The organism is Pseudomonas sp. RGB (assembly GCF_007713445.1).
Lineage (GTDB): Bacteria > Pseudomonadota > Gammaproteobacteria > Pseudomonadales > Pseudomonadaceae > Aquipseudomonas.
Map to the genome: position 1 here is coordinate 321,903 of NZ_VMSH01000004.1, position 24,672 is coordinate 346,574.

At 59.2% G+C, this 24,672-nt stretch carries 28 protein-coding genes; 17 read left to right on the forward strand and 11 right to left on the reverse strand.

The features are described from left to right. Positions 1 to 128 precede the first annotated feature (128 nt). Positions 129 to 1,010 carry an EamA family transporter RarD gene (gene rarD / locus FPT15_RS11125; protein WP_145160864.1) on the forward strand — a complete coding sequence of 294 codons (882 nt, stop codon included), beginning with the start codon at positions 129 to 131 and terminating at the stop codon, positions 1,008 to 1,010. Positions 1,011 to 1,065: 55 nt separating this feature from the next. On the opposite strand, the gene hppD is transcribed toward rarD, so the two are convergent. After that, entirely contained in the window at positions 1,066 to 2,142 is a 1,077-nt protein-coding gene (gene hppD, locus FPT15_RS11130) for a 4-hydroxyphenylpyruvate dioxygenase (protein ID WP_145160866.1), read from the reverse strand. A 245-nt stretch (positions 2,143 to 2,387) separates the two neighbouring features. After that, complete coding sequence (locus FPT15_RS11135) at positions 2,388 to 3,311, reverse strand: DMT family transporter (RefSeq protein ID WP_145160868.1); 924 nt, start codon at positions 3,309 to 3,311, stop codon at positions 2,388 to 2,390. A 76-nt stretch (positions 3,312 to 3,387) separates the two neighbouring features. Between FPT15_RS11135 and FPT15_RS11140 the strand changes: the two genes are divergently transcribed. The 3 genes from FPT15_RS11140 (at position 3,388) to FPT15_RS11150 (ending at position 6,484) form a co-directional block, all read left to right on the forward strand. Further along, the gene (locus FPT15_RS11140; RefSeq protein WP_145160870.1) at positions 3,388 to 4,275 is read left to right on the forward strand and encodes a LysR family transcriptional regulator; all 888 of its coding nucleotides are present in this window, start codon (positions 3,388 to 3,390) and stop codon (positions 4,273 to 4,275) included. 101 nt (positions 4,276 to 4,376) lie between these two features. Further along, on the forward strand, positions 4,377 to 5,918 hold the full coding sequence (locus FPT15_RS11145) for an EAL domain-containing protein (protein WP_145160872.1): 1,542 nt from the start codon (positions 4,377 to 4,379) through the stop codon (positions 5,916 to 5,918). Between the two features lie 200 nt (positions 5,919 to 6,118). Further along, entirely contained in the window at positions 6,119 to 6,484 is a 366-nt protein-coding gene (locus FPT15_RS11150; protein ID WP_145160874.1) for a histone-like nucleoid-structuring protein, MvaT/MvaU family, read from the forward strand. Between the two features lie 112 nt (positions 6,485 to 6,596). Here the strand turns inward: FPT15_RS11150 and FPT15_RS11155 are convergent, their stop codons facing one another. After that, the gene (locus FPT15_RS11155) at positions 6,597 to 7,133 is read right to left on the reverse strand and encodes a DUF4946 domain-containing protein (RefSeq protein WP_145161232.1); all 537 of its coding nucleotides are present in this window, start codon (positions 7,131 to 7,133) and stop codon (positions 6,597 to 6,599) included. Positions 7,134 to 7,331: 198 nt separating this feature from the next. Between FPT15_RS11155 and gloA the strand changes: the two genes are divergently transcribed. After that, positions 7,332 to 7,853 (forward strand): lactoylglutathione lyase, encoded by a 522-nt coding sequence (gloA, locus tag FPT15_RS11160; RefSeq protein WP_106579161.1) that lies wholly within the window; start codon positions 7,332 to 7,334, stop codon positions 7,851 to 7,853. 63 nt (positions 7,854 to 7,916) lie between these two features. On the opposite strand, the gene ahpF is transcribed toward gloA, so the two are convergent. The 3 genes from ahpF to FPT15_RS11175 form a co-directional block, all read right to left on the reverse strand. Beyond that, positions 7,917 to 9,482, reverse strand: coding sequence for an alkyl hydroperoxide reductase subunit F (gene ahpF, locus FPT15_RS11165; RefSeq protein WP_145160876.1), 1,566 nt, complete (start codon positions 9,480 to 9,482; stop codon positions 7,917 to 7,919). Positions 9,483 to 9,609: 127 nt separating this feature from the next. Next, positions 9,610 to 10,173 (reverse strand): alkyl hydroperoxide reductase subunit C, encoded by a 564-nt coding sequence (gene ahpC, locus FPT15_RS11170; protein ID WP_053255965.1) that lies wholly within the window; start codon positions 10,171 to 10,173, stop codon positions 9,610 to 9,612. 133 nt (positions 10,174 to 10,306) lie between these two features. After that, positions 10,307 to 11,239 (reverse strand): site-specific integrase, encoded by a 933-nt coding sequence (locus FPT15_RS11175; protein WP_145160878.1) that lies wholly within the window; start codon positions 11,237 to 11,239, stop codon positions 10,307 to 10,309. A gap of 170 nt (positions 11,240 to 11,409) precedes the next feature. Here FPT15_RS11175 and FPT15_RS11180 point away from each other — a divergent pair, with 170 nt between their 5' ends. Next, positions 11,410 to 12,417 carry a DNA-binding protein gene (locus FPT15_RS11180; RefSeq protein WP_145160880.1) on the forward strand — a complete coding sequence of 336 codons (1,008 nt, stop codon included), beginning with the start codon at positions 11,410 to 11,412 and terminating at the stop codon, positions 12,415 to 12,417. On the opposite strand, the gene gorA is transcribed toward FPT15_RS11180, so the two are convergent. Both gorA and galU read right to left on the reverse strand, forming a co-directional pair. Beyond that, on the reverse strand, positions 12,418 to 13,776 hold the full coding sequence (gene gorA, locus FPT15_RS11185) for a glutathione-disulfide reductase (RefSeq protein ID WP_145160883.1): 1,359 nt from the start codon (positions 13,774 to 13,776) through the stop codon (positions 12,418 to 12,420). Between the two features lie 104 nt (positions 13,777 to 13,880). Next, the gene (gene galU, locus FPT15_RS11190; RefSeq protein ID WP_003230743.1) at positions 13,881 to 14,720 is read right to left on the reverse strand and encodes a UTP--glucose-1-phosphate uridylyltransferase GalU; all 840 of its coding nucleotides are present in this window, start codon (positions 14,718 to 14,720) and stop codon (positions 13,881 to 13,883) included. A gap of 309 nt (positions 14,721 to 15,029) precedes the next feature. On the opposite strand from galU, the gene FPT15_RS11195 reads away from it, so the two are divergent. Both FPT15_RS11195 and FPT15_RS11200 read left to right on the forward strand, forming a co-directional pair. Beyond that, positions 15,030 to 15,215 carry a hypothetical protein gene (locus FPT15_RS11195; protein ID WP_028616218.1) on the forward strand — a complete coding sequence of 62 codons (186 nt, stop codon included), beginning with the start codon at positions 15,030 to 15,032 and terminating at the stop codon, positions 15,213 to 15,215. A gap of 145 nt (positions 15,216 to 15,360) precedes the next feature. Further along, positions 15,361 to 15,645 (forward strand): hypothetical protein, encoded by a 285-nt coding sequence (locus FPT15_RS11200; protein ID WP_145160885.1) that lies wholly within the window; start codon positions 15,361 to 15,363, stop codon positions 15,643 to 15,645. An 8-nt stretch (positions 15,646 to 15,653) separates the two neighbouring features. Here FPT15_RS11200 and FPT15_RS11205 read toward each other — a convergent pair whose 3' ends face one another. Beyond that, positions 15,654 to 15,884 carry a hypothetical protein gene (locus tag FPT15_RS11205; protein WP_145160887.1) on the reverse strand — a complete coding sequence of 77 codons (231 nt, stop codon included), beginning with the start codon at positions 15,882 to 15,884 and terminating at the stop codon, positions 15,654 to 15,656. Between the two features lie 281 nt (positions 15,885 to 16,165). Then, a complete protein-coding gene (locus FPT15_RS11210) occupies positions 16,166 to 16,516 on the reverse strand; it encodes a hypothetical protein (RefSeq protein WP_106579154.1) in 351 nt (116 codons plus the stop codon). 212 nt (positions 16,517 to 16,728) lie between these two features. Between FPT15_RS11210 and FPT15_RS11215 the strand changes: the two genes are divergently transcribed. The 4 genes from FPT15_RS11215 to ada all read left to right on the forward strand — a co-directional run bounded on the left by FPT15_RS11215 (position 16,729) and on the right by ada (position 19,012). After that, positions 16,729 to 17,031, forward strand: a complete 303-nt coding sequence (locus FPT15_RS11215) for a DUF1883 domain-containing protein (RefSeq protein ID WP_003173824.1) — start codon at positions 16,729 to 16,731, stop codon at positions 17,029 to 17,031. A gap of 25 nt (positions 17,032 to 17,056) precedes the next feature. Further along, positions 17,057 to 17,224, forward strand: a complete 168-nt coding sequence (locus tag FPT15_RS29750) for a hypothetical protein (RefSeq protein ID WP_164487941.1) — start codon at positions 17,057 to 17,059, stop codon at positions 17,222 to 17,224. Positions 17,225 to 17,227: 3 nt separating this feature from the next. After that, the gene (gene alkB, locus FPT15_RS11220) at positions 17,228 to 17,893 is read left to right on the forward strand and encodes a DNA oxidative demethylase AlkB (protein ID WP_145160889.1); all 666 of its coding nucleotides are present in this window, start codon (positions 17,228 to 17,230) and stop codon (positions 17,891 to 17,893) included. A 75-nt stretch (positions 17,894 to 17,968) separates the two neighbouring features. Continuing rightward, entirely contained in the window at positions 17,969 to 19,012 is a 1,044-nt protein-coding gene (ada, locus tag FPT15_RS11225) for a bifunctional DNA-binding transcriptional regulator/O6-methylguanine-DNA methyltransferase Ada (RefSeq protein ID WP_145160891.1), read from the forward strand. Between the two features lie 127 nt (positions 19,013 to 19,139). Here the strand turns inward: ada and FPT15_RS11230 are convergent, their stop codons facing one another. Next, a complete protein-coding gene (locus FPT15_RS11230; RefSeq protein ID WP_145160893.1) occupies positions 19,140 to 19,730 on the reverse strand; it encodes an ABATE domain-containing protein in 591 nt (196 codons plus the stop codon). A gap of 173 nt (positions 19,731 to 19,903) precedes the next feature. Here FPT15_RS11230 and FPT15_RS11235 point away from each other — a divergent pair, with 173 nt between their 5' ends. From FPT15_RS11235 to modC, 5 genes are all read left to right on the forward strand, one after another. Next, positions 19,904 to 20,782: an alpha/beta fold hydrolase gene (locus FPT15_RS11235; RefSeq protein WP_145160895.1), complete on the forward strand. Its 879-nt coding sequence runs from the start codon at positions 19,904 to 19,906 to the stop codon at positions 20,780 to 20,782. Positions 20,783 to 20,891: 109 nt separating this feature from the next. Continuing rightward, positions 20,892 to 21,956: a nitronate monooxygenase family protein gene (locus FPT15_RS11240; protein WP_145160897.1), complete on the forward strand. Its 1,065-nt coding sequence runs from the start codon at positions 20,892 to 20,894 to the stop codon at positions 21,954 to 21,956. 113 nt (positions 21,957 to 22,069) lie between these two features. Next, positions 22,070 to 22,843: a molybdate ABC transporter substrate-binding protein gene (modA, locus tag FPT15_RS11245; protein ID WP_145160899.1), complete on the forward strand. Its 774-nt coding sequence runs from the start codon at positions 22,070 to 22,072 to the stop codon at positions 22,841 to 22,843. After that, positions 22,844 to 23,524 (forward strand): molybdate ABC transporter permease subunit, encoded by a 681-nt coding sequence (gene modB / locus FPT15_RS11250; RefSeq protein WP_145160901.1) that lies wholly within the window; start codon positions 22,844 to 22,846, stop codon positions 23,522 to 23,524. Positions 23,525 to 23,529: 5 nt separating this feature from the next. Next, a complete protein-coding gene (modC, locus tag FPT15_RS11255) occupies positions 23,530 to 24,609 on the forward strand; it encodes a molybdenum ABC transporter ATP-binding protein (protein ID WP_145160903.1) in 1,080 nt (359 codons plus the stop codon). The last annotated feature ends 63 nt before the right edge of the window (positions 24,610 to 24,672 follow it).

Sequence of the window (24,672 nt, forward strand, 5' to 3'; positions counted from 1 at the left end):
CAGTGTGTGGCGAGAAAATTTCCTGCAAAACGCCCCAAAACAGCGCAACCGTCTGCCGCCAAAAGCACCATAATCCCCTCCTGAAATATCCCCCCTCTTTTGTAGCTATTCGTTTTCGCGAGGACAGTGTGTCTAAAGGTGTTGTGTTGTCGGTATTGGCCTCGGTGTTGTTTGCCGTGATGTATTACTTCACCTCGCTGCTCACGCCATTGAGCGGCCTGGAAATTTTCGGCTGGCGCATGCTGCTGACCGTGCCGTGCATGACCGTGTTCATGATCGTCAGCGGCGAATGGCGGCGGGTATGGGAGCTGGTGCGGATGCTGGCGGCCAAGCCGCGGCTGATCGGCGGTGTGCTGCTGTCGTCGGCGTTGCTCGGCGTGCAACTGTGGCTATTTATGTGGGCGCCGCTCAATGGGCGCAGCCTGGATGTGTCGGTCGGCTACTTTCTGCTGCCGCTGACCATGGTGTTGACCGGGCGCCTGGTGTACGGCGAATGCTTGTCGCGCCTGCAGCAGATCGCGGTATTTTTTGCCGCGCTCGGCGTGCTCAACGAGCTGTATCAGGCCGGTGGTTTTTCCTGGGCAACCCTGGTGGTGATCATTGGTTACCCGATCTATTTTGTGGTGCGCAAATACCTGACCACTGATCATCTGGGCGGCTTGTGGCTGGACATGGCGCTGATGCTGCCCGTGGCCTGGTGGTTTGTGCAGCACGGTGAGCAAGGTTTCGCCGTGATGGACAGTCATCCAAAGCTGTATGCATTGATTCCGATGCTGGGCGTGATCAGTGCCTCGGCGCTGGTCAGCTATATCGTGGCCAGCCGGCAGCTGCCTTTCAGCCTGTTCGGGCTGCTCAGCTATGTGGAACCGGTGTTGCTGCTGGCGGTGGCGCTGATATTGGGCGAAGGCATCAAGGGCGGCCAGTGGCTGACCTATATCCCGATCTGGCTGGCGGTGATGGTGCTGGTGTACGAAGGCTTCAAGCACTTGGTGCGTCAGCGCAAAGCGTGATGCGCAGGCCATAAAAAGCCCGGCCGAGGGTTATCTCGCCCGGGCTTTTTCACGCTTAGTCGGCGGTCAGTACACCACGACGCACTTGGTCACGCTCGATCGACTCGAACAGTGCCTTGAAGTTGCCCTCGCCAAACCCATCATCGCCCTTGCGCTGGATGAATTCGAAGAACACCGGGCCCATCAGGGTTTCCGAGAAGATTTGCAGCAGCAGGCGCTTGTCGCCGGCAATCGACGAACCGTCGAGCAGAATGCCGCGCGCTTGCAGTTGGTCCACCGGCTCGCCGTGGTTAGGCAGGCGGCCTTCGAGCATTTCATAGTAGGTGTCTGGCGGCGCGGTCATGAAGCGCATGCCGATGTTCTTCAGCGCGTCCCAGGTCTTGACCAGGTCGTCGGTGAGGAACGCCACGTGCTGGATGCCTTCGCCGTTGAACTGCATCAGGAACTCTTCGATCTGGCCCGCGCCCTTGGACGACTCTTCGTTCAGCGGGATGCGGATCATGCCGTCCGGAGCGCTCATGGCCTTGGACGTCAGGCCGGTGTATTCGCCCTTGATATCGAAGTAGCGCGCTTCACGGAAGTTGAACAGTTTCTCGTAGAAGTTGGCCCAATAGACCATGCGCCCGCGATACACGTTGTGGGTCAGGTGGTCGATGACCTTGAGGCCGGCGCCCACCGGGTTGCGGTCCACACCGTCTAGGTACACGAAGTCGATGTCATAGATCGAGTTGCCTTCGCCGAAACGGTCGATCAGGTACAGCGGCGCGCCGCCGATGCCCTTGATGGCTGGCAGGTTCAGCTCCATCGGGCCGGTTTCGATATGAATCGGTTGGGCGCCGAGTTCGAGTGCGCGGTTGTAGGCCTGCTGCGAATCCTTGACGCGGAACGCCATGCCGCATACCGACGGGCCGTGTTCGGCCGCAAAGTAGGAGGCCAGGCTGTCGGGCTGGTTGTTGAGGATCAGGTTGATTTCGCCCTGGCGATACAGGTGCACGTTCTTGGAGCGGTGGGAGGCGACTTTGGTGAAGCCCATGATCTCGAAGATCGGCTCCAGGGTGCCCGGCGTTGGCGATGCGAATTCGATAAATTCAAAGCCCATCAGGCCCATTGGGTTTTCGTATTGGTCTGCCATGGTGGCACCTCATCATTCTTGTAATTAACACAGGGTTATTTGCGAGCAAGGATGAGGTTGCAGGGTGGCGCGCAGGACAGGCCTCGCACGCTGCGCGCGAGGAAATCACCAAAGATGAGGGGGGAGCCGAGTAGCTTCATGGTTACATCAGTCTCTGACGGCCGAGGCTTGCGTGAGCGCAAGTCCATATTCTTGTATGCGTAAATCGATTCTACACAGCGTAACAACGTTTGTCCGCACTCTTATCAAATCCCCAATGGCTGGGGCTGCGCAAGGGGTTTGTTGCACAGATGGATGCCCAGCAGGATCACCGCCCCGCCCACCAGCATCGGCGCGCTCAGGTGTTCATCCAGCAGCACGGCGCCGCAGATCACCGCCGTCAGCGGGTTGAGTGCGATGAACACGCCGGCGCGGGTCGCGCCGATGCGGCGAATGCCGTCATACCAGGCGATGTAGGCCAGCGCCGAGCCGAACACGCCCAGGTACAGCAGGCTGAGCAGTTGCGGCAAGTGGATCGCGCTCAGCGCATTTACGGTGAGCTTGCCACCGATCAGCGTGGTGAGCGTCAACATCGCCGTGCCCAGCAAGATCGACCAGGTCACCGTCTGCAATGGCCCCAGGCTCTGGTTGAGGCTGCGGGAAAACAACGAGTAGGCGCCCCACCCCAACACGCAGCCAAAAATCAGCAGATCGCCCACCCAGGTGTTGGCCGCACCCTGCAGCGCATGCGGATTGCGGCTGAGGATGACCGCACCCGCGCCGCCCAGGCACAAGGCAATGCCCAGGCATTTGGCCGTGCCTAGCCGCTCCTTGAACAGCCACCACGAACCCAGGCCGATCACGGCCGGGTTCAAGGCCACGATCAGGGACGCTCGCGACGCATTGATGTAATGCAGGCCGTAGAAGAAACACAGGTTGTAGAAAAAGATCCCGCAGAACCCCAGCATTGCCAACTGCGCAAGTTGCGTGACGCTGGGCCGAGCCAGGCGCACGCGTGCCAGGGCCATGAAGCCCAGCAGCGCTGCGCTGGCCAACACAAAACGCAGCGTGGCAGCCAGCAGCGGCTCTACGTCGGCAGCCAGGTAGCGGCCGGCCACAAAGGTCGCGCCCCAGATCATGGTGACAGCGGCAAGTTTGAGGTAAGTCAGGCGATCGGGAGAGGACGTCATTGGTGAGGCTCTGTGAATGTCAGGATTGGGATATCCTGTGGCTAATGACTGATCATCGTAAAATGAGTAATTGCTCATGACCCTTACGCAACTGCAAATCTTCTCGCGGGTGGCCGAGCTGCAAAGCTTCACCCACACCGCCCACCGCCTGGGCATCAGCCAGTCAGCCGTGTCGCATGCCATCAAGGCCTTGGAGCAGGAATTGGGCGTCGAACTGTTTCGGCGCCATCAGTCCCAGGTCGAACTCAGTGATATCGGCCAGCAATTGCTGATGCGTGCGCGCACCCTGCTGGGCGTGGCCGACACCCTGCAACAGGAAGCCTCGGATGCGCGAGGCATGAAGCGCGGCACGCTGCGGATCGGCTCTTTTGGCCCGACGTCATCCAACCGCCTGCTGCCGCGCATTCTCGAGCCATTCAGGCGTCAGCACCCGGGCATTGAGGTGCACGTGGACGAAGGCCCGGACCGCCAAGTGATCCAGTGGCTGGACGAGCGGCGCATCGACGTGGGGTTTGTGGTGCTCGAACAGGAGCGCTTCGATACGTTTGCGTTGTTCAACGACCAGATGGTCGCCCTGCTGCCCGCTGCGCACCCGCTGGCTGCGCAACCTTGCGTGACCTTGAAGGCGCTGTGTGACGACCCGTTCATTCTCACCGACGCCGGCTCGCAGGAGCTGGTCTCGCGGTTGTTCAGCAGCGCGCGTCTGACCCCGAATGTGCGTTACCGCTGCTCGCAACTGCTCAGTACGCTTGAGGCAGTGATCCGCGGCGACGGCGTGAGTATGGTGGCACAGGCGTCCTTGCCGCAGACGCCGGACGCACGTTACCAGGTGCGCCCGCTTTCGCCACGGGTGGGTCGTGATATTGGCCTGGCGGTGCTGGACCAACGCCAGTCGACACCTGCGACCCTGGCGTTCATCCAACTGGCGCAGACGCTGAATTTCCAGCGGTCCGGACTCATCTGACCGCGAGGTACAGCGAGCTTATTTCGCACGCGCCATCTATCATTTGATCTATCTGATCAGCCCTTCGGGGCTTTTCCCATCCTGCGACAGGCCGTCTCTCCATGCCCCTGACCGTAAACGGCCCGCGAAAACGCGCCACCCGCTATTTGATTACCACCCTCAGTGGCCTGCTGCCCATCGCATTGGGCATGGTCATTCTGCACTGGCAAGCCGAACGCACTCTGCAACAAAGCACTGCGCAAACCGCCCGTGAAGCCGTGCGCCAGTTTGACCTGATGCTCGATAACACCACCCTCGCCGCCCAGGCCTTGCTGCCACTGGCCGGTCAGCCGTGCGACAACGGCGCGCAGCTGGCACTGCGTGAACAGGTCACGCGCCGGCCCTTTGTGCGCGCGACAACGTTGTCCTGGCAGAAGAACATCTATTGCAGCTCGCTGTTTGGCGATCACTACCAATCGGCGGTCAACCCGGATGACTACGTGGACGGGAACCTGTGGTTGATGAATGGCAACCCGGTCACACCGGATACCGCGCTGCTGGTTAACCGGCTGGTCGAAGGCGACAAGGCCGCGTTCGCCTCGATTGATGGCTTTCACCTGGCCAACGTCTTGCGCCTGATCAGCCGTTACGCACACTTGGTGCTGCAAGTGGGCCCCAACTGGCTGGACGCCGACGGCAAGGTGCACAACACGCCCGTGCCGGTGTTCGAGGTGGCCCATCACCACCTGGCCTCAGAGCGCTATCACTACAGTGTTGACGCCGGCATGCCGGCCGGTGAAGTGTGGCGGTATATGGAAGCGCGCTATCCGGCACTGTTCAGCCTGCTGGTGTTTTTTGGCGTGCTGTCGGGCGTGCTTGCGCACTGGCTGCAAAAGCGCTCGTCTGCGCCCACCCATGAACTGCAACGCGCCTTGGGTGCCAACGAGTTCATTCCATACTTTCAACCAGTGGTGCGCGGCGACACGCGTGAATGGGCCGGCTGTGAAGTGCTGATGCGTTGGCAGCACCCAAAAGAAGGCCTGGTGCGTCCCGACCTGTTTATCCCGTTGGCAGAGCATTCCGGCCTGATCGTGCCGATGACCCGCGCCTTGCTGCGCCAGACCGCCGCGCAGTTGGCCCCGCATGCCGCGTGTTTCAGTCCGGGCTTTCATGTTGGCGTGAATATCACGGCACGCCACTGTGAGGATCTGGACCTGGTGGAAGATTGTCGAACGTTTCTCGCCGCGTTCGCCCCAGGCCAAGTGACGCTGGTGCTGGAGTTGACCGAACGTGAACTGATCAAGCCCACGGATATCACGCGTCAGCTGTTCGACGCCCTGCATCAACTGGGGGTGATGATTGCCATCGATGACTTCGGTACCGGGCACTCCAGCCTCGGTTACTTGCGCAACTTCAATGTCGATTACTTGAAAATCGATCAAAGCTTTGTGGCGATGATTGGCGCTGATGCACTTTCACGGCATATCCTCGACAGCATCATCGAACTCTCCGGCAAGCTGGACCTGGGCATCGTGGCCGAGGGCGTGGAAACAGCAGAGCAATGTGAATATCTGGCGGCGCACGGTGTGGATTTTCTGCAGGGTTACCTGTTTGGCCGACCACTCCCCGGTGAAGAGTTCATTAAGTCGCTGGCCAGCCGTTGAATAGCCACTCATTACCTTTGATGAAATAATTTTATTTAGGTAAACGACGTGATTTACTCGTGGGGCATTAACTACTACAATTTTTCCTGCCTGTGCTGAACTCGCAGAAAGGCCTCTTTCTTTGAGTCACTTTATAAGCGCTTGGCTTATAGCTTTGTCTGCAGTTGATATCAGCAAACTACATTATTGGAGTACAGATTTTGTCCAGACTCGCCGAATTTCGCGCAGCAGAAAAAGCCCTTCAAGAGCAGCTGGCCCAGCTGGAATCCCTGAAGAACGACGCCGGCCTGAAGAAAGAAATCGAATTCGAAGAAAAGCTGCAAGGCTTGATGAAACACTACGGCAAAGGCCTGCGCGACATCATCGCGATCCTTGACCCACACCCTGCCAAGGCCGGTGCTGCAACGTCCGCTGCCCCCAAACAGCGCCGCGCACGTGTGGTCAAGGTCTACCACAACCCGCACACCGGCGAGCTGATCGAGACCAAAGGCGGCAACCACCGCGGCCTCAAAGCCTGGAAAGAACAGTATGGCGCCGCCACTGTAGATTCCTGGCTTCGCGGCTGATCGCATTGCACTAACAAAAAGCCCCGCTGATGCGGGGCTTTTTTTGTATAAGGATTCGAAAACGAACTTAACTAACATTTCATTTTGTTCAAATCCGATCAATCTGACACCTTCAAAGTTTCAGGCTGTCGCGTACCGATCCGACTTCGTTCTGGCTGGCCTCATAGGCTTGGGCTTGGCCGGCGTATGAAAAAACATAGGCTGTGTCGGTATCTACCGCACCGACTAATGTTTGCGACAACACGTGTCGGCCATTCTCGGTAATCACGCAAGTTGTTTCCAACGCATCAAGACGGCTCAATGTGGTTGGGTGCATCTTGGTGCACACGCTTTGATAACCGCTGCCGGCAAAATCTTTCTGGATGGATTTACGCATCTCCAGCAACACGCCTTGAAGATTAACTTTATGACCCGCCTCGATCGGTGTGCCGGTCAACTCCATGACCATCAAGGTATTGCCATTTTCGTCGTTCTTGATCGCGCGCTGGCGAGACACGGCCTGGGGTTTTACCGGTGCTTCGCCGTCCGGCTCCACTTCCTCGACTTGCCAGCCACTGGGCCAGTGAATTTCCGGGTCGGCCGCCAGTACGAACGGGCTAACCAGCAGTAAACACAACGAGCTCAACAGCGATTTACGAAATTCGATCATTGCAAAAAACGCCCAAGGTTCAAGCGTCAAAGTTTGAGCCCGGCACCCGCTGGTCGCAAGCGCTGCGTGACCTTTTTCATTTGGCGCACCGGGCGGCCCTTGCGTATCATGGCTCGGCTGCATGGACGCTTGCCGCAAGCCAACGGACCGCGCCTATCATTTCAAGTCGCGTTTGCCCCATTTTTTTCTGGAGGGCCCATGAGCCTGCACGAACTGAACACTTTCCCGGGCGTCACTGCCCAGCCTGACACCGCCACCACGAACTTCGTGTTCAACCACACCATGCTGCGGGTCAAAGACATCACCAAGTCGCTGGATTTCTACACCCGCGTCCTGGGGTTTTCCCTGGTTGAAAAGCGCGACTTCCCGGAAGCCGAATTCAGCCTGTACTTCCTGGCCCTGGTGGACAAGGCTCAGATCCCGGCCGACGCCGCTGAACGCACCCAGTGGATGAAGTCGATCCCGGGCATCCTGGAACTGACCCACAACCACGGCACCGAAAACGATGCCGACTTCGCGTACCACAACGGCAACACCGACCCGCGTGGCTTTGGCCACATCTGCATTTCGGTGCCGGACATTGTCGCTGCGTGCGAACGCTTCGAAGCCCTGGGCTGTGACTTCCAGAAGCGCCTGACCGACGGCCGCATGAAAAGCCTGGCTTTCATCAAGGACCCGGATGCGTACTGGGTCGAGATTATTCAGCCAGCACCGATGTAAAAGCCTCGCGCCATAAAAAAACCCCATGATCACTCATGGGGTTTTCCATTTCCGGGTCCGACTTTACGCAGGTGCGGACGTGCGGATCAGGTGATCGAACGCGCTCAGGGAAGCCTTGGCGCCCTCGCCTACCGCAATCACGATTTGCTTGTACGGTACGGTTGTTACGTCACCGGCGGCGAATACACCTGGCAGCGAGGTTTCACCACGCGCGTCGACAATGATCTCGCCACGCGGGGTCAGCTCCACCGTGCCTTTGAGCCAGTCAGTGTTGGGCAACAAGCCGATCTGGACAAAGATGCCTTCCAGGTCGATGGTCTTGAACTCGCCACTGTCGCGGTCCTTATACGCCAGGCCAGTGACTTTCTGACCATCACCTTTGACCTCACTGGTCAGCGCACTGGTGATCACGTCGACGTTCGGCAGGCTGTAGAGCTTGCGCTGCAACACGGCGTCGGCGCGCAGCTTGCTGTCGAACTCGAGCAAGGTCACATGGCTGACGATACCCGCCAGGTCGATAGCCGCTTCAACGCCGGAGTTACCCCCGCCGATCACTGCCACGCGCTTGCCTTTGAACAGCGGACCATCGCAGTGCGGGCAGAAGCACACGCCCTTGGCTTTGTATTCCTGCTCGCCCGGCACACCCATTTCGCGCCAGCGGGCGCCCGTGGCCAGAATCACGGTCTTGGACTTGAGGGTCGCACCGCTTTCGAAGCGAATCTCGTGCAAGTCACCGGCGTTTTTTGCAGGGATCAAGCTGCTGGCACGCTGCAGGTTCATGATGTCCACGTCGTACTGACGCACGTGGGCTTCAAGCGCGCTGGCCAGCTTCGGCCCTTCGGTCTCCTGCACCGAGATAAAGTTCTCGATGGACATGGTGTCCAGCACTTGCCCGCCGAAGCGTTCAGCCGCCACACCGGTGCGGATGCCCTTACGTGCGGCGTAGATAGCGGCCGCCGAACCGGCTGGGCCACCGCCGACTACCAGGACATCAAAGGCGTCTTTGGCGCTGATTTTTTCTGCGGCTTTTTCGATGCCGCTGGTGTCGAGCTTGGCGAGGATTTCTTCCAGGCCCATGCGGCCCTGACCGAAGTTCACGCCATTAAGGTACACGCTCGGTACCGCCATGATCTGGCGCTCATCGACTTCAGCCTGGAACAGCGCGCCGTCGATGGCGACGTGTCGGATGTTCGGGTTGAGCACGGCCATCAGGTTCAGTGCCTGGACCACGTCGGGGCAGTTCTGGCAGGAGAGCGAGAAGTACGTCTCGAAGCTGAACTCGCCTTTGAGGGCGCGGATCTGTTCAATCACTTCGACACTGGCCTTCGAGGGGTGGCCGCCGACTTGCAGCAATGCCAACACCAAGGAGGTGAATTCATGGCCCATGGGGATGCCGGCGAAACGCAAGCTGATATCGGCACCCGGGCGGTTGATGGAGAACGACGGCTTGCGCGCATCATCGCCATCGGTTTTCAGAGTAATCAGCGTGGTGAGGCTGGTTACGTCTTGCAAAAGGGCAAGCATTTCCTGGGATTTCGCACCGTCGTCGAGGGAGGCGACGATCTCGATCGGCTGGGTGACCCGTTCCAGGTATGACTTCAACTGAGCTTTAAGATTGGCGTCCAACATACGGGCGATTTCCTATTAATTCGGTTTATTGCAGACAAAAAAACGCCCGAGCGAATCTCGCCCGGGCGTTTTGAGGGCGGATGCAGCTTACTTAAGTGCGGAGTTCCGCCCTTGATACTTCACAGACTTAGATCTTGCCGACCAGGTCCAGGGACGGAGCCAACGTCGCTTCGCCTTCTTTCCACTTGGCTGGGCACACTTCGCCTGGGTGGGCAGCTACGTATTGAGCGGCCTTGATTTTGCGCAGCAGCTCGGAAGCGTCACGGCCAACACCACCGTCGTTCAGTTCAACGATCTTGATCTTGCCTTCTGGGTCGATCACGAAGGTACCGCGGTCTGCCAGGCCAGCTTCTTCGATCAGTACGTCGAAGTTGCGGGAGATGGTCAGAGTTGGGTCGCCGATCATGGTGTACTGGATTTTGCCGATGGCTGGCGAAGTGTTGTGCCAGGCAGCGTGGGCAAAGTGGGTGTCGGTGGAAACGCTGTAGATTTCGACGCCCAGTTTCTGGAATTCGGCGTAGTTGTCAGCCAGGTCTTCCAGCTCGGTTGGGCAAACGAAGGTGAAGTCGGCTGGGTAGAAGAACACGACGGACCATTTGCCTTTCAGGTCAGCGTCCGACACGTCTACGAAGTTGCCGTTTTTGTAAGCAGTTGCTTTGAACGGTTTTACTTGGCTGTTGATGATAGGCATCGTTGACTCTCCGTCAGGGGTTAAGAAGTTGATGGGGTGAATCCTACCCACTCTCTTGATCGTTGGCTCATTGGCAAACCTGATGCTGACGATTGGTTTTGCCTATCAGGTAACCGTATTAATAGAAGAAATCTCAAATCAACGGCTGGGTGGCCAAGGTCATGCCAAGAAAGGGCGTCGCTTCAACATAGCGCATGGCGGATTTCATGTCGTTCCAACCGACATAACTCATCAGTGACTTCAAGTCCCAGCCACTGCGATGAGCCCAGGTGGCGAAACCTCGACGCAGGGAGTGGCTGGTGTATTGATCGGCCGGAATGCCCGCGCGCTCCAGCGCCTGGCGCAGCAGCGGGATCACGCTGTTGGGATGCAAGCCCTCCTCGCCAAGGTTGCCCCAGCGATCAATCCCGCGGAACACCGGGCCACGCACCAACGCCGAAGCACTGAGCCAGTCGCTGTAGGCCTGTACCGGGCACAGCCGCAGTAACGCCGGGGTCTGGTAGGTCTTGCCGAGGTTGTCGCGATCACTTTTGCTGCGTGGCAGGTACAGGCTGATGCCAGCGCCAGGTACTGCTTGCACGTGTTCGATGTGCAGGCGGCACAACTCGTCGCTGCGAAACCCTCTCCAGAAGCCCAGCAAAATCAGCGCGGTGTCGCGCTTGGCGCGCAGCAAGCGAGGCACGTCCTGGTCGCTGCTCGCCTGTCGCGCTTCTGCCTCCAGCGATGCAACCACCTGCTCGAGGTGCTTGAGTTGCAGCGGCTCGGCCTGCTTCTCCTGCGCCGGGTGCACGGCGCGAATGCCCTTGAGCACCTTGCGCACCACCGGCGCCTTGGTCGGGTCGGGAAACCCCTGGCTGCTGTGCCATTGCGCCAACGCCGAGAGCCGCAGCTTCAAGGTGTTCACCGCCAGCACGCCGGCATGCGCCACCAGGTAGCGCGCGACGCTGTCGCTGGTCGCCGGCAGGAAACCGCCCCAACTCACCTCGAAGTGCTCAATGGCCGCCCGGTAACTACGGCGAGTGTTATCGCGTGTGGCGGCGTTGAGGTATCGATCCAGTTCGCTCATGAAAGGCCTATTCGTACTGCTGCAAGGTGAATCCGCGCTTAAAACCGCTATGACACGGGATAATACGCCAATATCCCATCCGTTAAATCATGAATTTAAACGTGTTTTTATTTATGTTACAGTATGTATATACATACCCTGTACCACAGTACGAAATCGACGGAGACTCCATGGCTCGCGGCGGCATAAACAAAGCAGTAGTTCAAACGGCACGCTTGGCGATCCTTGCCCGCGGCGAAAACCCCAGCATCGACGCGGTGCGCATCGAGATGGGCAATACCGGCTCGAAAACCACGATTCATCGCTATTTGAAGGAATTGGACGATAGCGAAAGCCGGCTGACCATCACCGAAGCGCCAATCGATGACGAGCTCGGCGAACTGGTCGCACGGCTGGCTTTACGTTTGAAAGAGAAGGCTCAGGAACCTATCGACCTGGCCTTGGCGCAGTTCGAACAGCACAAAGCCGCCCTGCTCGCCCAGGTAGAAGCGCTGGAGGCGGCTCACGCCGAGCTCAAGCAACAATTTGATATCCAGGCCGCCGCCTTGGCAGAAGAAAGCGCCGCCCTGCAAACCGCCAGTACCAGCCTGCAGACCGAGCAAACCCGCAACGCCGGGCTCAGCCAGGCGTGCAGCGATTACGAGTTAAGGATTACGGACAAGGACGAACAGATTCGATCACTGGAAGAAAAGCACCTGCACGCGCGGGAGGCGCTGGAGCATTACCGCACTGCAATCAAGGAGCAGCGCGAGCAGGAACAGCGACGCCACGAAGGCCAACTGCAACAAGTGCAGGCGGAACTGCGCCAGGCTCAGCAAAGCGCCATGGTGCGCCAGGACGAAATCACGCAGTTGCATCGCGACAATGAGCGGTTATTGATCGAACACCGCGTGACCATGAAGGAACTGACCGCGCTGCAAGCGCAAACCCGCAAAGACCAGGCCCTGCAGCAAAAGCTTGGCGAACAGGTAAACCTGATTGAAAGCGAACGCACCCTGCTTCAGGAACGCCTGCGGGTGGCGGTACTGGAGAGTCAATCGCGCCAGGAAGCGCTGACCGAACACCAGCTTGCCAACAAAACCCTGGAACTGGACCTTATCAAGGCCCAGGCCAGTATCGAGGCATTGCGCCTGGCGGCCGCCGCTGCAACGGCGCCAGAGGCAACACCGCAAGCGTGATCAGTCAGCCACAGGCGTGCGCATGGTGACGAACTCTTCCGCCGCCGTAGGATGCACGCCGATGGTTTCATCGAAATGCTGCTTGGTCGCGCCCGCCTTGAGCGCGATCGCCAGGCCTTGCACGATCTCGCCGGCATCCGGGCCGACCATGTGGCAACCCAACACCTTGTCGGTGTCAGCGTCGACCACCAGCTTCATCAAGGTTTTTTCCTGGCAATCGGTCAGCGTCAGCTTCATGGGCCGGAAACGGCTTTCGAAAATCTGCACCTTGTGGCCGTTCTTTTTCGCTTCTTCTTCAGTCAGGCCGACAGTGCCGATGTTTGGCAGGCTGAACACCGCTGTCGGGATCATCGCGTAATCCACCGGGCGGTACTGCTCGGGCTTGAACAGACGACGCGCCACCGCCATGCCTTCAGCCAGGGCCACTGGCGTCAACTGCACGCGGCCAATCACATCGCCGATCGCCAGGATCGACGACTCAGCGGTCTGGTACAGGTCATCCACCTCAACGAAGCCGCGCTCGTCCAGCTTGACGCCAGTATTTTCCAGGCCCAGGTTGTCCAGCATCGGGCGGCGGCCAGTGGCGTAGAACACGCAATCAGCCTCGAGCACGCGGCCGTCTTTCAAGGTGGCCTTGAGGCTGCCATCGGCTTGCTTGTCGATACGCTCGATGTCGGCGTTGAACTGCAGGTCGAGGCCGCGCTTGGTCAGCTCTTCCTTCAGATGGGTGCGCACTGAACCGTCGAAACCGCGCAGGAACAGATCGCCGCGATACAGCAGCGTGGTCTGCGCGCCCAGGCCATGGAAAATGCCCGCGAACTCAACGGCAATGTAGCCACCGCCAACCACAAGCACACGCTTGGGGAGCGCCTTGAGGAAGAATGCCTCATTGGAACCAATGGCGTGTTCGCGCCCTGGAATCTCCGGAATCTGTGGCCAGCCACCTGTAGCGATCAGGATGTGCTTGGCGGTAAAGCGTTCGCCATTAATCTCTACCTGGTGCGGATCCACCAGACGCGCATGCCCTTCATGCAAGGTCACGCCACTGTTGACCAGCAGGTTGCGATAGATGCCATTGAGGCGGTTGATTTCGCGATCCTTGTTGGCGATCAGGGTCGCCCAATCAAAGTCAGCTTCACCCAACGACCAGCCGAAACCGCTCGCTTGTTCGAAGTCTTCGGCGAAATGCGCCCCGTACACCAACAGTTTTTTCGGTACGCAACCGACGTTAACGCACGTGCCGCCCAGGTAGCGGCTTTCCGCCACGGCCACCTTGGCGCCAAAGCCAGCGGCAAAACGCGCCGCGCGAACACCGCCAGAACCGGCGCCAATTACATACAGGTCAAAATCGTAGGCCATTTCACTCTCCTCGGCAGGTCATCAGCATACCGATTTAGATGGGGCTGAAAAACGAAAAAGCCACCCGAGGGTGGCTTTCTCTTAAAACACTCAGCAAGCGTGAATCAGTAAGCCTTGCCAGTCTTGTAGAAGTGCTCGTAGCAGAAGTTGGTCGCCTCGATGTAGCCTTCAGCGCCACCGCAGTCGAAACGCTGACCTTTGAACTTGTAGGCAATCACGCAACCGTCTTTGGCTTGCTTCAACAGGGCGTCGGTGATCTGGATCTCGCCACCCTTGCCTGGCTCGGTTTCTTCGATCAGCTTGAAGATGTCCGGGGTGAGGATGTAACGGCCGATGATCGCGAGGTTCGACGGCGCGTCTTCCGGCGCTGGCTTCTCGACCATGTCGCGTACGCGGATCAGGCCATCACCAATGTCGTCACCGGCGATCACGCCGTACTTGTTGGTTTCGGCCGGATTGACTTCCATCACCGCAACGATGGTGCAACGGTACTTCTGGTACAGCTTGACCATTTGGGTCAGTACGCCGTCGCCTTCCAGGTTGACGCACAGGTCGTCCGCCAGTACCACGGCAAACGGTTCGTCACCGATCAACGGGCGGCCGGTGAGGATCGCGTGGCCGAGGCCTTTCATCTGGGTTTGACGGGTGTAGGAGAACGAGCACTCGTCGAGCAATTTACGGATACCGACCAGGTATTTTTCCTTGTCGGTGCCCTTGATCTGGTTTTCCAGCTCGTAGCTGATGTCGAAGTGGTCTTCGAGTGCGCGCTTACCACGGCCGGTGACGATGGAGATTTCGTTCAGACCGGCATCCAATGCCTCTTCGACGCCGTACTGAATCAGTGGCTTGTTCACCACCGGCAGCATCTCTTTGGGCATGGCTTTGGTCGCTGGCAAGAAGCGAGTGCCGTAACCGGCTGCTGGGAACAAGCATTTCTTGATCATATGAGTCCTTACAAAGGGCTGTGCGTACGGAATTCGGCGCAGTCTAATGAGGCCGCAGTCACCTTACAATGGGTCCTGCTGGCGTTGCGATGTCATCATAGAGAAAAAATGTCGGCGTAAGTTCCGCTGATCCTGCCAAGAGCTTGCCCAGCGGTTCGGCAAAACATGCCATCCCCCAATGATTAAAAGGGGTATAACTGTTTTAGCACGCTTTGCCGCGCGTCACACTGACCTGCAACAACTTGCCCTTTCCCCCGGCATTTGGCGCTATCATGACGCGCTTGAACCAGACCACGAGATTGTTAATAGATGTCAGAACCAAAAGGCGTAAACGGCTACCTGATCACACAGCGAGCAGACGGCTGGCACTTGATCAACTTTCACGGTGACAGCGTTGCCGGGGTATTTCCGACTGAAAGCCAGGCTATCGCGGTAGCCGAAGTGTTTGTGGACGAAGCCGGCCACGCATCGAGCAAAAGACCCAAAGGCAAGTAAGCCACGGCGACTTGCGCAAAAAGCCCCGATTGACGGGGCTTTTTTGTGTTTGTCTGTACCTAGGTGGCAGTTCGCTATAATCTGCTGCGAACGCCCCACGACAGTGTCAGCGCTCCCTCCAACACCCTCGACGACGACTCAACTCATGAACAAGATTCTGGCACTGACTGCAACCCTGGCGCTGATGACCGGCTGCACCACCACCTCCGACACCTTCCTGAAAAATGGCGAGCAAGGCCTGACCATCGACTGCTCGGGCGAAGCCAACTCGTGGGCCAGCTGCTACGAGAAAGCCGACGCCTCCTGCGCGGGCACCGGCTACCGTATCGTCGGCACCGAAGGCACGCCCTCGCTCAAGGAAGACGACAAGACCCTGGGCAAAGACGTAGGCAACTTCAAGAGCCGAAGCGTAGTGGTCGTGTGCAAATAGCCAAACGGCTACAGGTGTATTTCGGCGAACTTGATGCCCAGCCCGCGCAGAAGCTCGATAAGGTCATCCAGGCGCGCGAATGATTCGACTTCATCCTGCTCGTCCACCAGAAAAAAACTGCGCCCGCCGCTTTTTTTGAAAAACACGATCCACTCGCCAAGATCGGCAGGGTTCTGAATGACATGGGTGGCCGAAATCTGACCCTCGGCCTGGTGGGCTTTGACGTGTTCACGCTTCATGACGGTTTTCCAGAAAAAGACAAATGCCACGCAATCGTTAGGGTTGCGCGGCATTTTTTGCATTGAATACCCGACAGTTTAACGGATGCCTTGCCCGATCAACACGCTCATCACGGCTCCATTTTTATAGTTATAAGCTAGATCACAAGCGCATAAGCTTATAAATGGTAGGGAAATGGACCTCTCGCGACAACACCCAAACGCACGGCAAAAAAAAGCCTGACGCTGCACTGCAGCATCAGGCTTTCTTATCGGATTCAAGCGCCCAATGAGCCTGGGGCTCAGCCGGAGATGCAATCCTCTGCGGCTTTCTTCACATCACCAGGTCGAATGGGCACGTTCGACATGCTTTCATAAAGTTTGATACTGCTGCCGCTGGAGCGTTCTTCAATCTCGAAGATCGCCGACGGATCAGCCGAGAATTTCTGCGGCACAATCACCTGTACACCGTCCTTGTGAGGTTCGATCTGCGGCGGTCTGCGGGTGGCGGCGAGCTTGCGCACGACACACGCGGCATATTCCGGCGGTTTTTTACCTGAAATAACCACCAATGTTGGCGGGGTCTGCTTGATATCTGCAACCGAAGCACACCCACCTAAGGCCAAGGCCAGAACCAACACACTCCACTTCATACTTAAACCTCCGATAAAGATCCTACGACAGCGTAGAGAGTAGATTTCTCCCGCCAATGTAGGATTTATCTCTAAAAACTCGGGAAATAACTGTTTTAAATTGTCGAAGTCGTCGACGACGACCCGATAATAAACGCGCTGGGGCTGATAAACTCTATCTTAACCTACGTATCATTCTGATTTTTCAGAAAAAGCCCTTCTGGAGACACCCCATGAAATTCATCCACCAGCGCGAGCACCTCAACGAGGGCGACATCGTTGTCATCGAATGCTCACAAACGTGCAACATTCGCCTGATGAGCGACGCCAATTTTCGCAGCTTCAAGAACGGTGGCCGCCACACCTATCACGGCGGCGCGTTCGACAAATTTCCGGCAAAAATCACCGCACCCAGCACCGGTTTCTGGAACATCACCCTGGATGTAGTGACACGCCGCGCCATCAGCGTCACGCGTAAGCCAGCGTTGTCTCACAAGATTCGCATCGTTCGCCGCACCAGTACCAAACTGAGCTGACCCGAACACTCGACAGGAAAACACTGTGACTACCACAACCAAATACGTCATCAAGTACAAACTCAACGGCGAACGTCGCTTTGAGTTCGCGCAATTGCACACCAACAGTGTCGAAGAAGCCCAGCAGGCGCTGGCGAAAATCCACGATGCCAGTGACGAAATCACCGACATCACCGTGAGCAAGGCGCTGTAAGCGATGTCCGGCCCTACGGCGGATCTGTTCGCCGACGATGCGCTGCAACAACCGGCCGGGCGCGAGCAGATCGGCGAAGAGTCTTACGTGCTGAGGGGCTATGCCCTGCCCTGGATTGATCGCTTGCTACCTGAACTGCGGCGCGTATTGGCTCAATCACCGTTCCGGCAGATGGTCACACCCGGCGGATTTACCATGTCGGCGGCCCTGAGCAGTTGCGGCGCACTGGGCTGGACCACCGACAGCTCCGGCTATCGATACAGCCCGGTTGATCCGCGCAGCCGGCAACCCTGGCCGGCGATGCCCGACGCTTTGCGCGAGCTTGCCAAGCTGGCGGCCACAGAAGCCGGCTTCAATGACTTTTCCCCGGATGCCTGCCTGATCAACCGTTATGTGCCCGGGGCCAAAATGTCGCTGCACCAGGATAAAAACGAACGTTGCTATCGCGCCCCGGTAGTTTCCGTGTCCCTCGGGCTGCCCGCCATTTTCCTGTTCGGCGGGCATGAGCGTGGTAACCGCACGCAGAAAATCTCGTTGTTTCACGGCGATGTCGTGGTCTGGGGTGGCGTCGATCGGTTACGTTTTCATGGGGTGATGCCGATCAAGGAAGGCGTGCATCCGGTGATGGGCCCGCAACGTATCAACCTGACGTTTCGCACGGCCGGTTGATTTGACCGCAAGCTTCGGAGTGTCGAGCGCAACCTGCGCGGTTAATCTGCCCGTGACCCGTCAAGAGTGCAGGCCATGAACAACCAACAAGACCCTCGCTGGGCCGCCATCGTCGCCCGCGACGCCAAGGCTGACGCGCTGTTTGTCTACGGCGTAAAAACCACCGGCGTTTATTGCCGCCCCAGCAGCGCCTCGCGCTTGCCACGGCCGGAGAACGTCGAATTTTTTGACAGCCCCGCGCAGGCCGAAGCGGCGGGTTATAGGCCGAGTAAACGCGCCGCGGGCGATCAAACCCAATTGGCCGCGCACCACGCGCAGATAGTCGCCGACGCGTGCCGGCACATAGAACAGGCCGAAACGCCGCCCAGCCTGGACGCACTTGCGCGCCTGGCCGGGTTGAGTTCGTTCCATTTCCATCGCGTCTTCAAAGCCATCACCGGCCTGACGCCCAAGGGCTACGCCAGCGCCCTTCGCTCGCGCAAAGTGCGTGTTGGCCTCAAGGGCGAGCATTCCGTGACGGACGCGGTGTACGACGCAGGCTTTAACTCAAACAGCCGCTTTTATGAGTCCGCCGATCAGTTACTCGGCATGAAACCCAGCGATTACAAGGCCGGTGGCACTAACAGCGAGATCCATTTTGCCGTGGGTCAGTGCTCGCTGGGGGCCATTCTGGTGGCGCAGAGCCAACGGGGCGTGTGTGCGATTTTGCTGGGGGACGATCCGGACACGCTGGTGCGCGACCTGCAGGATCAATTTCCCAAGGCCGAGTTGGTGGGTGCGGATCGGCATTTCGAACAATTGATCGCCCAGGTCGTGGGCTTCGTCGAAGCACCGGCGCTGGGCCTAGATTTGCCCCTGGACTTGCGCGGAACCGCCTTTCAGGAGCGCGTGTGGCGGGCACTGCGCGACATTCCGGTGGGCAGCACGGCCAGCTACGCGCAGATCGCCCAGCGCATCGGCGCGCCCACATCCTTTCGTGCTGTAGCCCAGGCCTGTGGCGCCAATCACCTGGCTGTGGCGATCCCCTGCCATCGCGTCGTACGCAGCAATGGCGAGCTCTCCGGGTACCGTTGGGGCGTTGAGCGCAAGCGGCAGCTGCTGGAACGGGAAAGTCAGTAAAGACTCAGCGCCGCACCGATTTTGTGCGCTGCAGGCTAGGCCTCATCCGCATTACGTGTGCGCACGTTGAGCCCGGCCACCCGAAATTGCTTGCACTGCCCTCTTCTTTTAAAGCGTCAGTGTGCGCTTACAAGGCTTTGCGTTTACGGAACTGCGCAACCTTATGCCGGTTGCCACACAACGCCATGCTGCACCAACGGCGCTTGTGCGCTTTGGTCCGGTCATAAAACCACAGGACACATTCGGGATGCTCGCAGCGGCGAATCAAGCTGAAATCGCCGGCCACCAATAACTGAGCCGCCGCTTCGGCAATCGGCGACAAAAACTGCTCCGCAGTCTGTTGCTTGCGCTGGCGCTCCAGTTGAGGCTGCCCGGACGCAGGCCAGACCAACTGCGGATAGCTGACCGCCTTGCGTAAAAAACTGTTGAGCGCCGCAGGGTTGCCCGTCTCACCACTCTTGCGCGCGGCCACCAGCTCACGGATCACCTCACGCAGTTGGCGTGCAGCCCCCAGCAAAGCACCTTCTTCGAACGTGGGAATGCTCGCTTGCGCTACCCACTCCAGGCGCACCAGCCAATGCGCAACGTCGGCGTCGGTGTGCCAGAAATCCACCGGCTGGCCGTCGACATTCGCCAGGGTATTGAGCATGTCCAGCACCGGCTCGTCGGCCAGTACATAGGGTTGTGATGGTGGGGCATGGAGCGTAAGGGTGGCCATGGCTTGTCCTCTTGAGCACCGCGCAATCGTAACCGCTATTTTTGGATCTGGATAGTTACACTCCAAAAAAAAGATAACCTCAATAACTGGTTTGACAGGTTACATATTTGGGCGCAGCCTCTAAATCAGTAACCCGTATTACCGACCAATCCAGTTACAAAGGTATCCTCATCATGTCTATCGCAACCCCCGTCGTTCACTACCACCACGTTGATGTCGATGGTGTGCGCATGTTCTACCGTGAAGCCGGCGATCCTTCGGCTCCGGTCATGTTGCTGCTGCACGGGTTCCCCAGCTCGTCGCATATGTACCGCAACCTCATCTCGCTGCTCGCCACGCGCTTTCGGGTCATCGCGCCCGATTTGCCAGGGTTCGGCTTCACCGAGGTGCCCGTCGAGCGCGATTACCAGTACAGCTTCGACAACCTGGCGATCAGCATCGGGCATTTCGTCGATGCGCTGAAACTGAGCCGCTACGCCCTGTACGTTTTCGATTACGGTGCACCCGTGGGCCTGCGACTGGCGGTGGCGCATCCGGAACGGGTCAGCGCGCTGGTCTCGCAAAACGGCAACGCGTATCTGGAAGGGCTGGGCGATGCCTGGGCGCCGATTCGCGCCTACTGGGCGGACGCGAGCGCAGCCAATCGCGAGGTGATCCGCAACGCGGTCATCAGCCTGGAAGGCACGCGCTACCAGTACTTGCATGGAGTGAGTCAGCCGGAGTTGGTCGCACCGGAGTCCTACATGCTGGACGTGCTGTTGATGCAACGCCCGGGCAACGACGAAATCCAGCTGGACCTGTTTCTCGACTACCGCAATAACCTCACGCTGTACCCGGCGTTCCAGGCATTTTTCAAAGCCAGCCAGGTGCCGACGCTGGTGATCTGGGGTCAGAACGATCCGTTTTTTATCCCGCCTGGCGCCCATGCCTACAAGGGCGACAACGCCAACGCGGTGGTTGAACTGCTGGACACCGGCCACTTCGCTCTGGAAACTCATGCGGCCCATATTGCCGAGCGTATTCACGCGGTGCTGGGGCATGCCATCGACTGATGGCGCGGCACGAAACCCTGCTCTCGTCCAGTGAATAATACGCACTGGCCGGGTGCCAATGGCCCTGTTAAAACAGCGCAAAGTCCTACTCACGCTGGAGACGCATCCCATGAGCACCTGGCCAGACTCGCGAATCATCGACCTGCTGGGCATTCAACTGCCCATCATCCAGGCCCCCATGGCCGGTGCCACGACCACCGCCATGGTGATTGCCGCCAATCAAGCGGGTGCGCTGGGCTCGATGCCCGCCGCAGCGCTGACCATCGAGCAACTGCGCGAAGCCTTGAGCACGATCCGCCAGGCAAGTACGCGCCCCATCAACGTGAATTTCTTCTGCCATCAACCGCCCGACGCCGATGAGGCCGGCGACCGTCGCTGGAAGGACCTGTTGCAACCCTACTACCGCGAACTGGGCGCCGATTTTGATGCGCCAACACCCGTTTCCAACCGCGCGCCCTTTAACGAGGCCGCCTGCCAGGTGGTCGAGGCGTTCCGCCCCGAGGTGGTGAGTTTTCACTTTGGCCTGCCGGAAAAAACCTTGCTCGACCGGGTAAAAGCCACCGGCGCCAAAGTGCTGTCGTCCGCCACCACCGTGGAAGAAGCGGTCTGGCTGGAACAGCATGGCTGCGACGCAATTATTGCGATGGGCATTGAGGCCGGCGGGCATCGTGGCATGTTTCTCAGCGACGATCTCAATACCCAGATCGGCTTGATGGCGCTGGTACCGCAGATCGTCGACGCCGTCAGCGTGCCCGTGATTGCGGCCGGCGGTATTGCTGATGCGCGCGGCATCGTCGCGGCCCTTGCTCTGGGCGCATCAGCCGTACAAATCGGCACCGCCTACCTGTTTACGCCCGAAGCCAACGTCAGCGCCTCCCACGCCGCTGCGCTGCGTCGTGCCCAGGCCAGCGAAACCGCGCTGACCAACCTGTTCACCGGCCGCCCGGCGCGAGGCATCGTCAACCGCGTGATGCGTGAACTGGGCGCGATCAATCCGGCGGCGCCTGCCTTCCCCACGTCCGGTGGTGCCCTGATGCCGCTCAAGGCCAAGGACGAGGCGGGTTTCAGCAACCTGTGGTCGGGCCAGGCATTGCGCCTGTGCAAAGATGCATCCACTTATGACCTGACTCGCGAGCTGGCCGCGCAGGCGCTGGCAAAGCTCAAGCAGAACTGACGTCAGGGGCAACTTTGCGCTGTACCGGCGATGGCCAACCGCTATATATTCCCCTACATAGCGGTAAAGCCTTCTATCTATAACGAGCCGTACACCCTCAAAGGAGCTGCTTCATGATGATCCGCGCCTCGCGCCTGGCCCCCACAGCCCTCGCCACCCTGATCGCCGCCTTTGCCCTGGGCTCGGCGCAGGCCGACGAAGTGCAGGTGGCCGTGGCCGCCAACTTCACCGCGCCGATCCAGGCGATCGCCGCCGACTTCGAGAAAGACACCGGACACAAACTGATTGCGGCCTATGGCGCCACCGGCCAGTTCTATACGCAGATCAAGAACGGCGCGCCGTTCGAAGTGTTCCTCAGCGCAGACGACACCACCCCCAAAAAGCTCGATGACGAAGGCGCGACCGTCAAAGGTTCGCGCTTTACCTACGCGGTCGGCACCCTGGCGCTGTGGTCGGCCAAGCCAGGCTACGTCGACGCCAAAGGTGACGTGCTGAAGAAAAACCAGTACCAGCACTTGTCCATCGCCGACCCCAAAACTGCACCCTACGGCCTGGCCGCCACCCGAGTGCTGGCCAAGGAAGGTCTGAGCGAGCAGGTCGCAGACAAGCTGGTCACCGGGCAGAACATCACCCAAGCCTTCCAGTTCGTCTCCACCGGCAACGCTGAACTGGGCTTCGTCGCCCTGTCGCAGATCTACAAGGACGGCAAAGTCACCCGCGGTTCGGCGTGGATTGTGCCCGCCTCGCTGCACGATCCGATCAAGCAAGACGCGGTGATCCTCACCAAAGGCAAGGACAGTGCCGCAGCCAAAGCCCTGGTCGACTACCTCAAAGGCCCGAAAGCCGCTGCGGTGATCAAGTCCTACGGTTACGAGCTGGCCCAGTAAATGCCGCTGTCGAGTGCCGATTTTTCCGCGATCTGGTTGACCCTCAAACTGGCGTCACTGACCACCGTGATTCTGCTGGTCATCGGCACTCCGATTGCCCTGTGGCTGTCGCGCACCCGTTCCTGGTGGCGCGGCCCCATTGGCGCAATCGTCGCCCTGCCGTTGGTATTGCCGCCGACGGTCATCGGGTTTTACCTGCTGTTGACCATGGGGCCCAATGGCTATTTCGGCCAATTCACCCAATGGCTGGGCCTGGGCACCCTGACGTTCAGCTTCACCGGGCTGGTACTGGGCTCGGTGATCTACTCCATGCCGTTTGTGGTGCAGCCGCTGCAAAATGCCTTCGGCGCCATCGGTACTCGCCCCCTGGAAGTGGCCGCGACCTTGCGCGCCAATCCGTGGGACACCTTTTTCACGGTGATCCTGCCCCTGGCCCGCCCGGGGTTTATCACCGCGTCGATTCTCGGCTTTGCGCACACCGTCGGTGAGTTCGGCGTGGTGCTGATGATCGGCGGCAATATCCCCAACAAAACCCGCGTGGTCTCGGTGCAGATCTACGACCACGTCGAAGCCATGGAATACGCCCAGGCGCACTGGCTGGCCGGCTCCATGGTGGTGTTCGCCTTCCTCGTATTGCTGGCGCTTTACTCCAGCCGTAAAACCAAGATGGGCTGGAGCTGATCGCGATGATTGAGGTACGCCTGCAACTGAATTACCCAGGCTTTGCGCTGAAGGTGGACTTGAAATTGCCCGGCCGTGGTGTGACCGCTTTGTACGGGCATTCCGGCTCGGGCAAGACCACCTGCCTGCGCTGTATCGCCGGGCTGGAGCGTGCCGAAGACGGCTTTGTGCAGATCAACGATCAAGCCTGGCAAGACAGCCGCAACGGGCTGTTTGTGCCGCCGCACAAACGCGCATTGGGCTATGTGTTTCAGGAAGCGAGCCTGTTTCCCCACCTGTCGGTGCGGGCCAACCTGGAATTCGGCTTCAAGCGTATTGCTCGTCAGCAGCGGCGCGTGGACATGGCTCACGCCACCGAACTGCTGGGTATCGCCCATTTGCTCGACCGCCACCCGCAGCATCTGTCCGGCGGTGAACGCCAACGCATCGGCATCGCCCGCGCGCTGCTCACCAGCCCCCAATTGCTGTTGATGGATGAACCCCTGGCGGCGCTGGACAGCAAACGCAAAAGTGAAATTTTGCCGTACCTCGAACGCCTGCACGACGAGCTCGATATCCCCGTGCTGTACGTCAGCCATGCTCAGGACGAAGTAGCGCGGCTGGCCGATCACATCGTGTTACTCAGTGACGGCCAGGCGCTGGCCAGCGGCCCCATCGGTGAAACCCTGGCGCGGCTCGATTTGCCCATGGCCCTGGGTGACGATGCCGGGGTAGTGATCAATGGCAGCGTCAGTGCCTACGACGCGCACTATCACCTGCTGACGCTGCAATTGCCCGACAGCGCGTTATCGATGCGCGTTGCCCATGCGCCGTTGGCGCTGGGCAAACAGCTGCGCATCAAGGTGCAGGCACGCGATGTCAGCCTCAGCCTGCAGGCGCAGGAACCCAGCAGTATCCTCAATCGCTTGCCGGTGACGGTGACCGGGGAGATCTGTGCCGACAACAACGCCCATGTGCTGGTGCGCCTCGACGCCGGCGGCACGCCGTTGCTGGCGCGCATCACGCGGTTTTCCCGCGACCAGTTGCAGCTGCATCCCGGCCAGGCGCTGTGGGCGCAAATCAAGGCTGTGGCGGTGCTGGCTTAAGAATTTGGCACGAGCGCAAAACCCTGCGGTCAATCAGAAATACCGGCCTGATTACTGCCAAGG

What these genes read in the sequence shown, in the direction of transcription:
- hppD (WP_145160866.1), bottom strand. Translation starts at nt 2,142, where the DNA reads ATGGCAGACCAATACGAAAACCCAATGGGCCTGATGGGCTTTGAATTT.
- FPT15_RS11135 (WP_145160868.1), bottom strand. Translation starts at nt 3,311, where the DNA reads ATGACGTCCTCTCCCGATCGCCTGACTTACCTCAAACTTGCCGCTGTC.
- FPT15_RS11140 (WP_145160870.1), top strand. Translation starts at nt 3,388, where the DNA reads ATGACCCTTACGCAACTGCAAATCTTCTCGCGGGTGGCCGAGCTGCAA.
- FPT15_RS11145 (WP_145160872.1), top strand. Translation starts at nt 4,377, where the DNA reads ATGCCCCTGACCGTAAACGGCCCGCGAAAACGCGCCACCCGCTATTTG.
- FPT15_RS11155 (WP_145161232.1), bottom strand. Translation starts at nt 7,133, where the DNA reads ATGATCGAATTTCGTAAATCGCTGTTGAGCTCGTTGTGTTTACTGCTG.
- gloA (WP_106579161.1), top strand. Translation starts at nt 7,332, where the DNA reads ATGAGCCTGCACGAACTGAACACTTTCCCGGGCGTCACTGCCCAGCCT.
- ahpF (WP_145160876.1), bottom strand. Translation starts at nt 9,482, where the DNA reads ATGTTGGACGCCAATCTTAAAGCTCAGTTGAAGTCATACCTGGAACGG.
- ahpC (WP_053255965.1), bottom strand. Translation starts at nt 10,173, where the DNA reads ATGCCTATCATCAACAGCCAAGTAAAACCGTTCAAAGCAACTGCTTAC.
- FPT15_RS11175 (WP_145160878.1), bottom strand. Translation starts at nt 11,239, where the DNA reads ATGAGCGAACTGGATCGATACCTCAACGCCGCCACACGCGATAACACT.
- FPT15_RS11180 (WP_145160880.1), top strand. Translation starts at nt 11,410, where the DNA reads ATGGCTCGCGGCGGCATAAACAAAGCAGTAGTTCAAACGGCACGCTTG.
- gorA (WP_145160883.1), bottom strand. Translation starts at nt 13,776, where the DNA reads ATGGCCTACGATTTTGACCTGTATGTAATTGGCGCCGGTTCTGGCGGT.
- galU (WP_003230743.1), bottom strand. Translation starts at nt 14,720, where the DNA reads ATGATCAAGAAATGCTTGTTCCCAGCAGCCGGTTACGGCACTCGCTTC.
- FPT15_RS11195 (WP_028616218.1), top strand. Translation starts at nt 15,030, where the DNA reads ATGTCAGAACCAAAAGGCGTAAACGGCTACCTGATCACACAGCGAGCA.
- FPT15_RS11200 (WP_145160885.1), top strand. Translation starts at nt 15,361, where the DNA reads ATGAACAAGATTCTGGCACTGACTGCAACCCTGGCGCTGATGACCGGC.
- FPT15_RS11205 (WP_145160887.1), bottom strand. Translation starts at nt 15,884, where the DNA reads ATGAAGCGTGAACACGTCAAAGCCCACCAGGCCGAGGGTCAGATTTCG.
- FPT15_RS11210 (WP_106579154.1), bottom strand. Translation starts at nt 16,516, where the DNA reads ATGAAGTGGAGTGTGTTGGTTCTGGCCTTGGCCTTAGGTGGGTGTGCT.
- FPT15_RS11215 (WP_003173824.1), top strand. Translation starts at nt 16,729, where the DNA reads ATGAAATTCATCCACCAGCGCGAGCACCTCAACGAGGGCGACATCGTT.
- alkB (WP_145160889.1), top strand. Translation starts at nt 17,228, where the DNA reads ATGTCCGGCCCTACGGCGGATCTGTTCGCCGACGATGCGCTGCAACAA.
- ada (WP_145160891.1), top strand. Translation starts at nt 17,969, where the DNA reads ATGAACAACCAACAAGACCCTCGCTGGGCCGCCATCGTCGCCCGCGAC.
- FPT15_RS11230 (WP_145160893.1), bottom strand. Translation starts at nt 19,730, where the DNA reads ATGGCCACCCTTACGCTCCATGCCCCACCATCACAACCCTATGTACTG.
- FPT15_RS11235 (WP_145160895.1), top strand. Translation starts at nt 19,904, where the DNA reads ATGTCTATCGCAACCCCCGTCGTTCACTACCACCACGTTGATGTCGAT.
- FPT15_RS11240 (WP_145160897.1), top strand. Translation starts at nt 20,892, where the DNA reads ATGAGCACCTGGCCAGACTCGCGAATCATCGACCTGCTGGGCATTCAA.
- modA (WP_145160899.1), top strand. Translation starts at nt 22,070, where the DNA reads ATGATGATCCGCGCCTCGCGCCTGGCCCCCACAGCCCTCGCCACCCTG.
- modB (WP_145160901.1), top strand. Translation starts at nt 22,844, where the DNA reads ATGCCGCTGTCGAGTGCCGATTTTTCCGCGATCTGGTTGACCCTCAAA.
- modC (WP_145160903.1), top strand. Translation starts at nt 23,530, where the DNA reads ATGATTGAGGTACGCCTGCAACTGAATTACCCAGGCTTTGCGCTGAAG.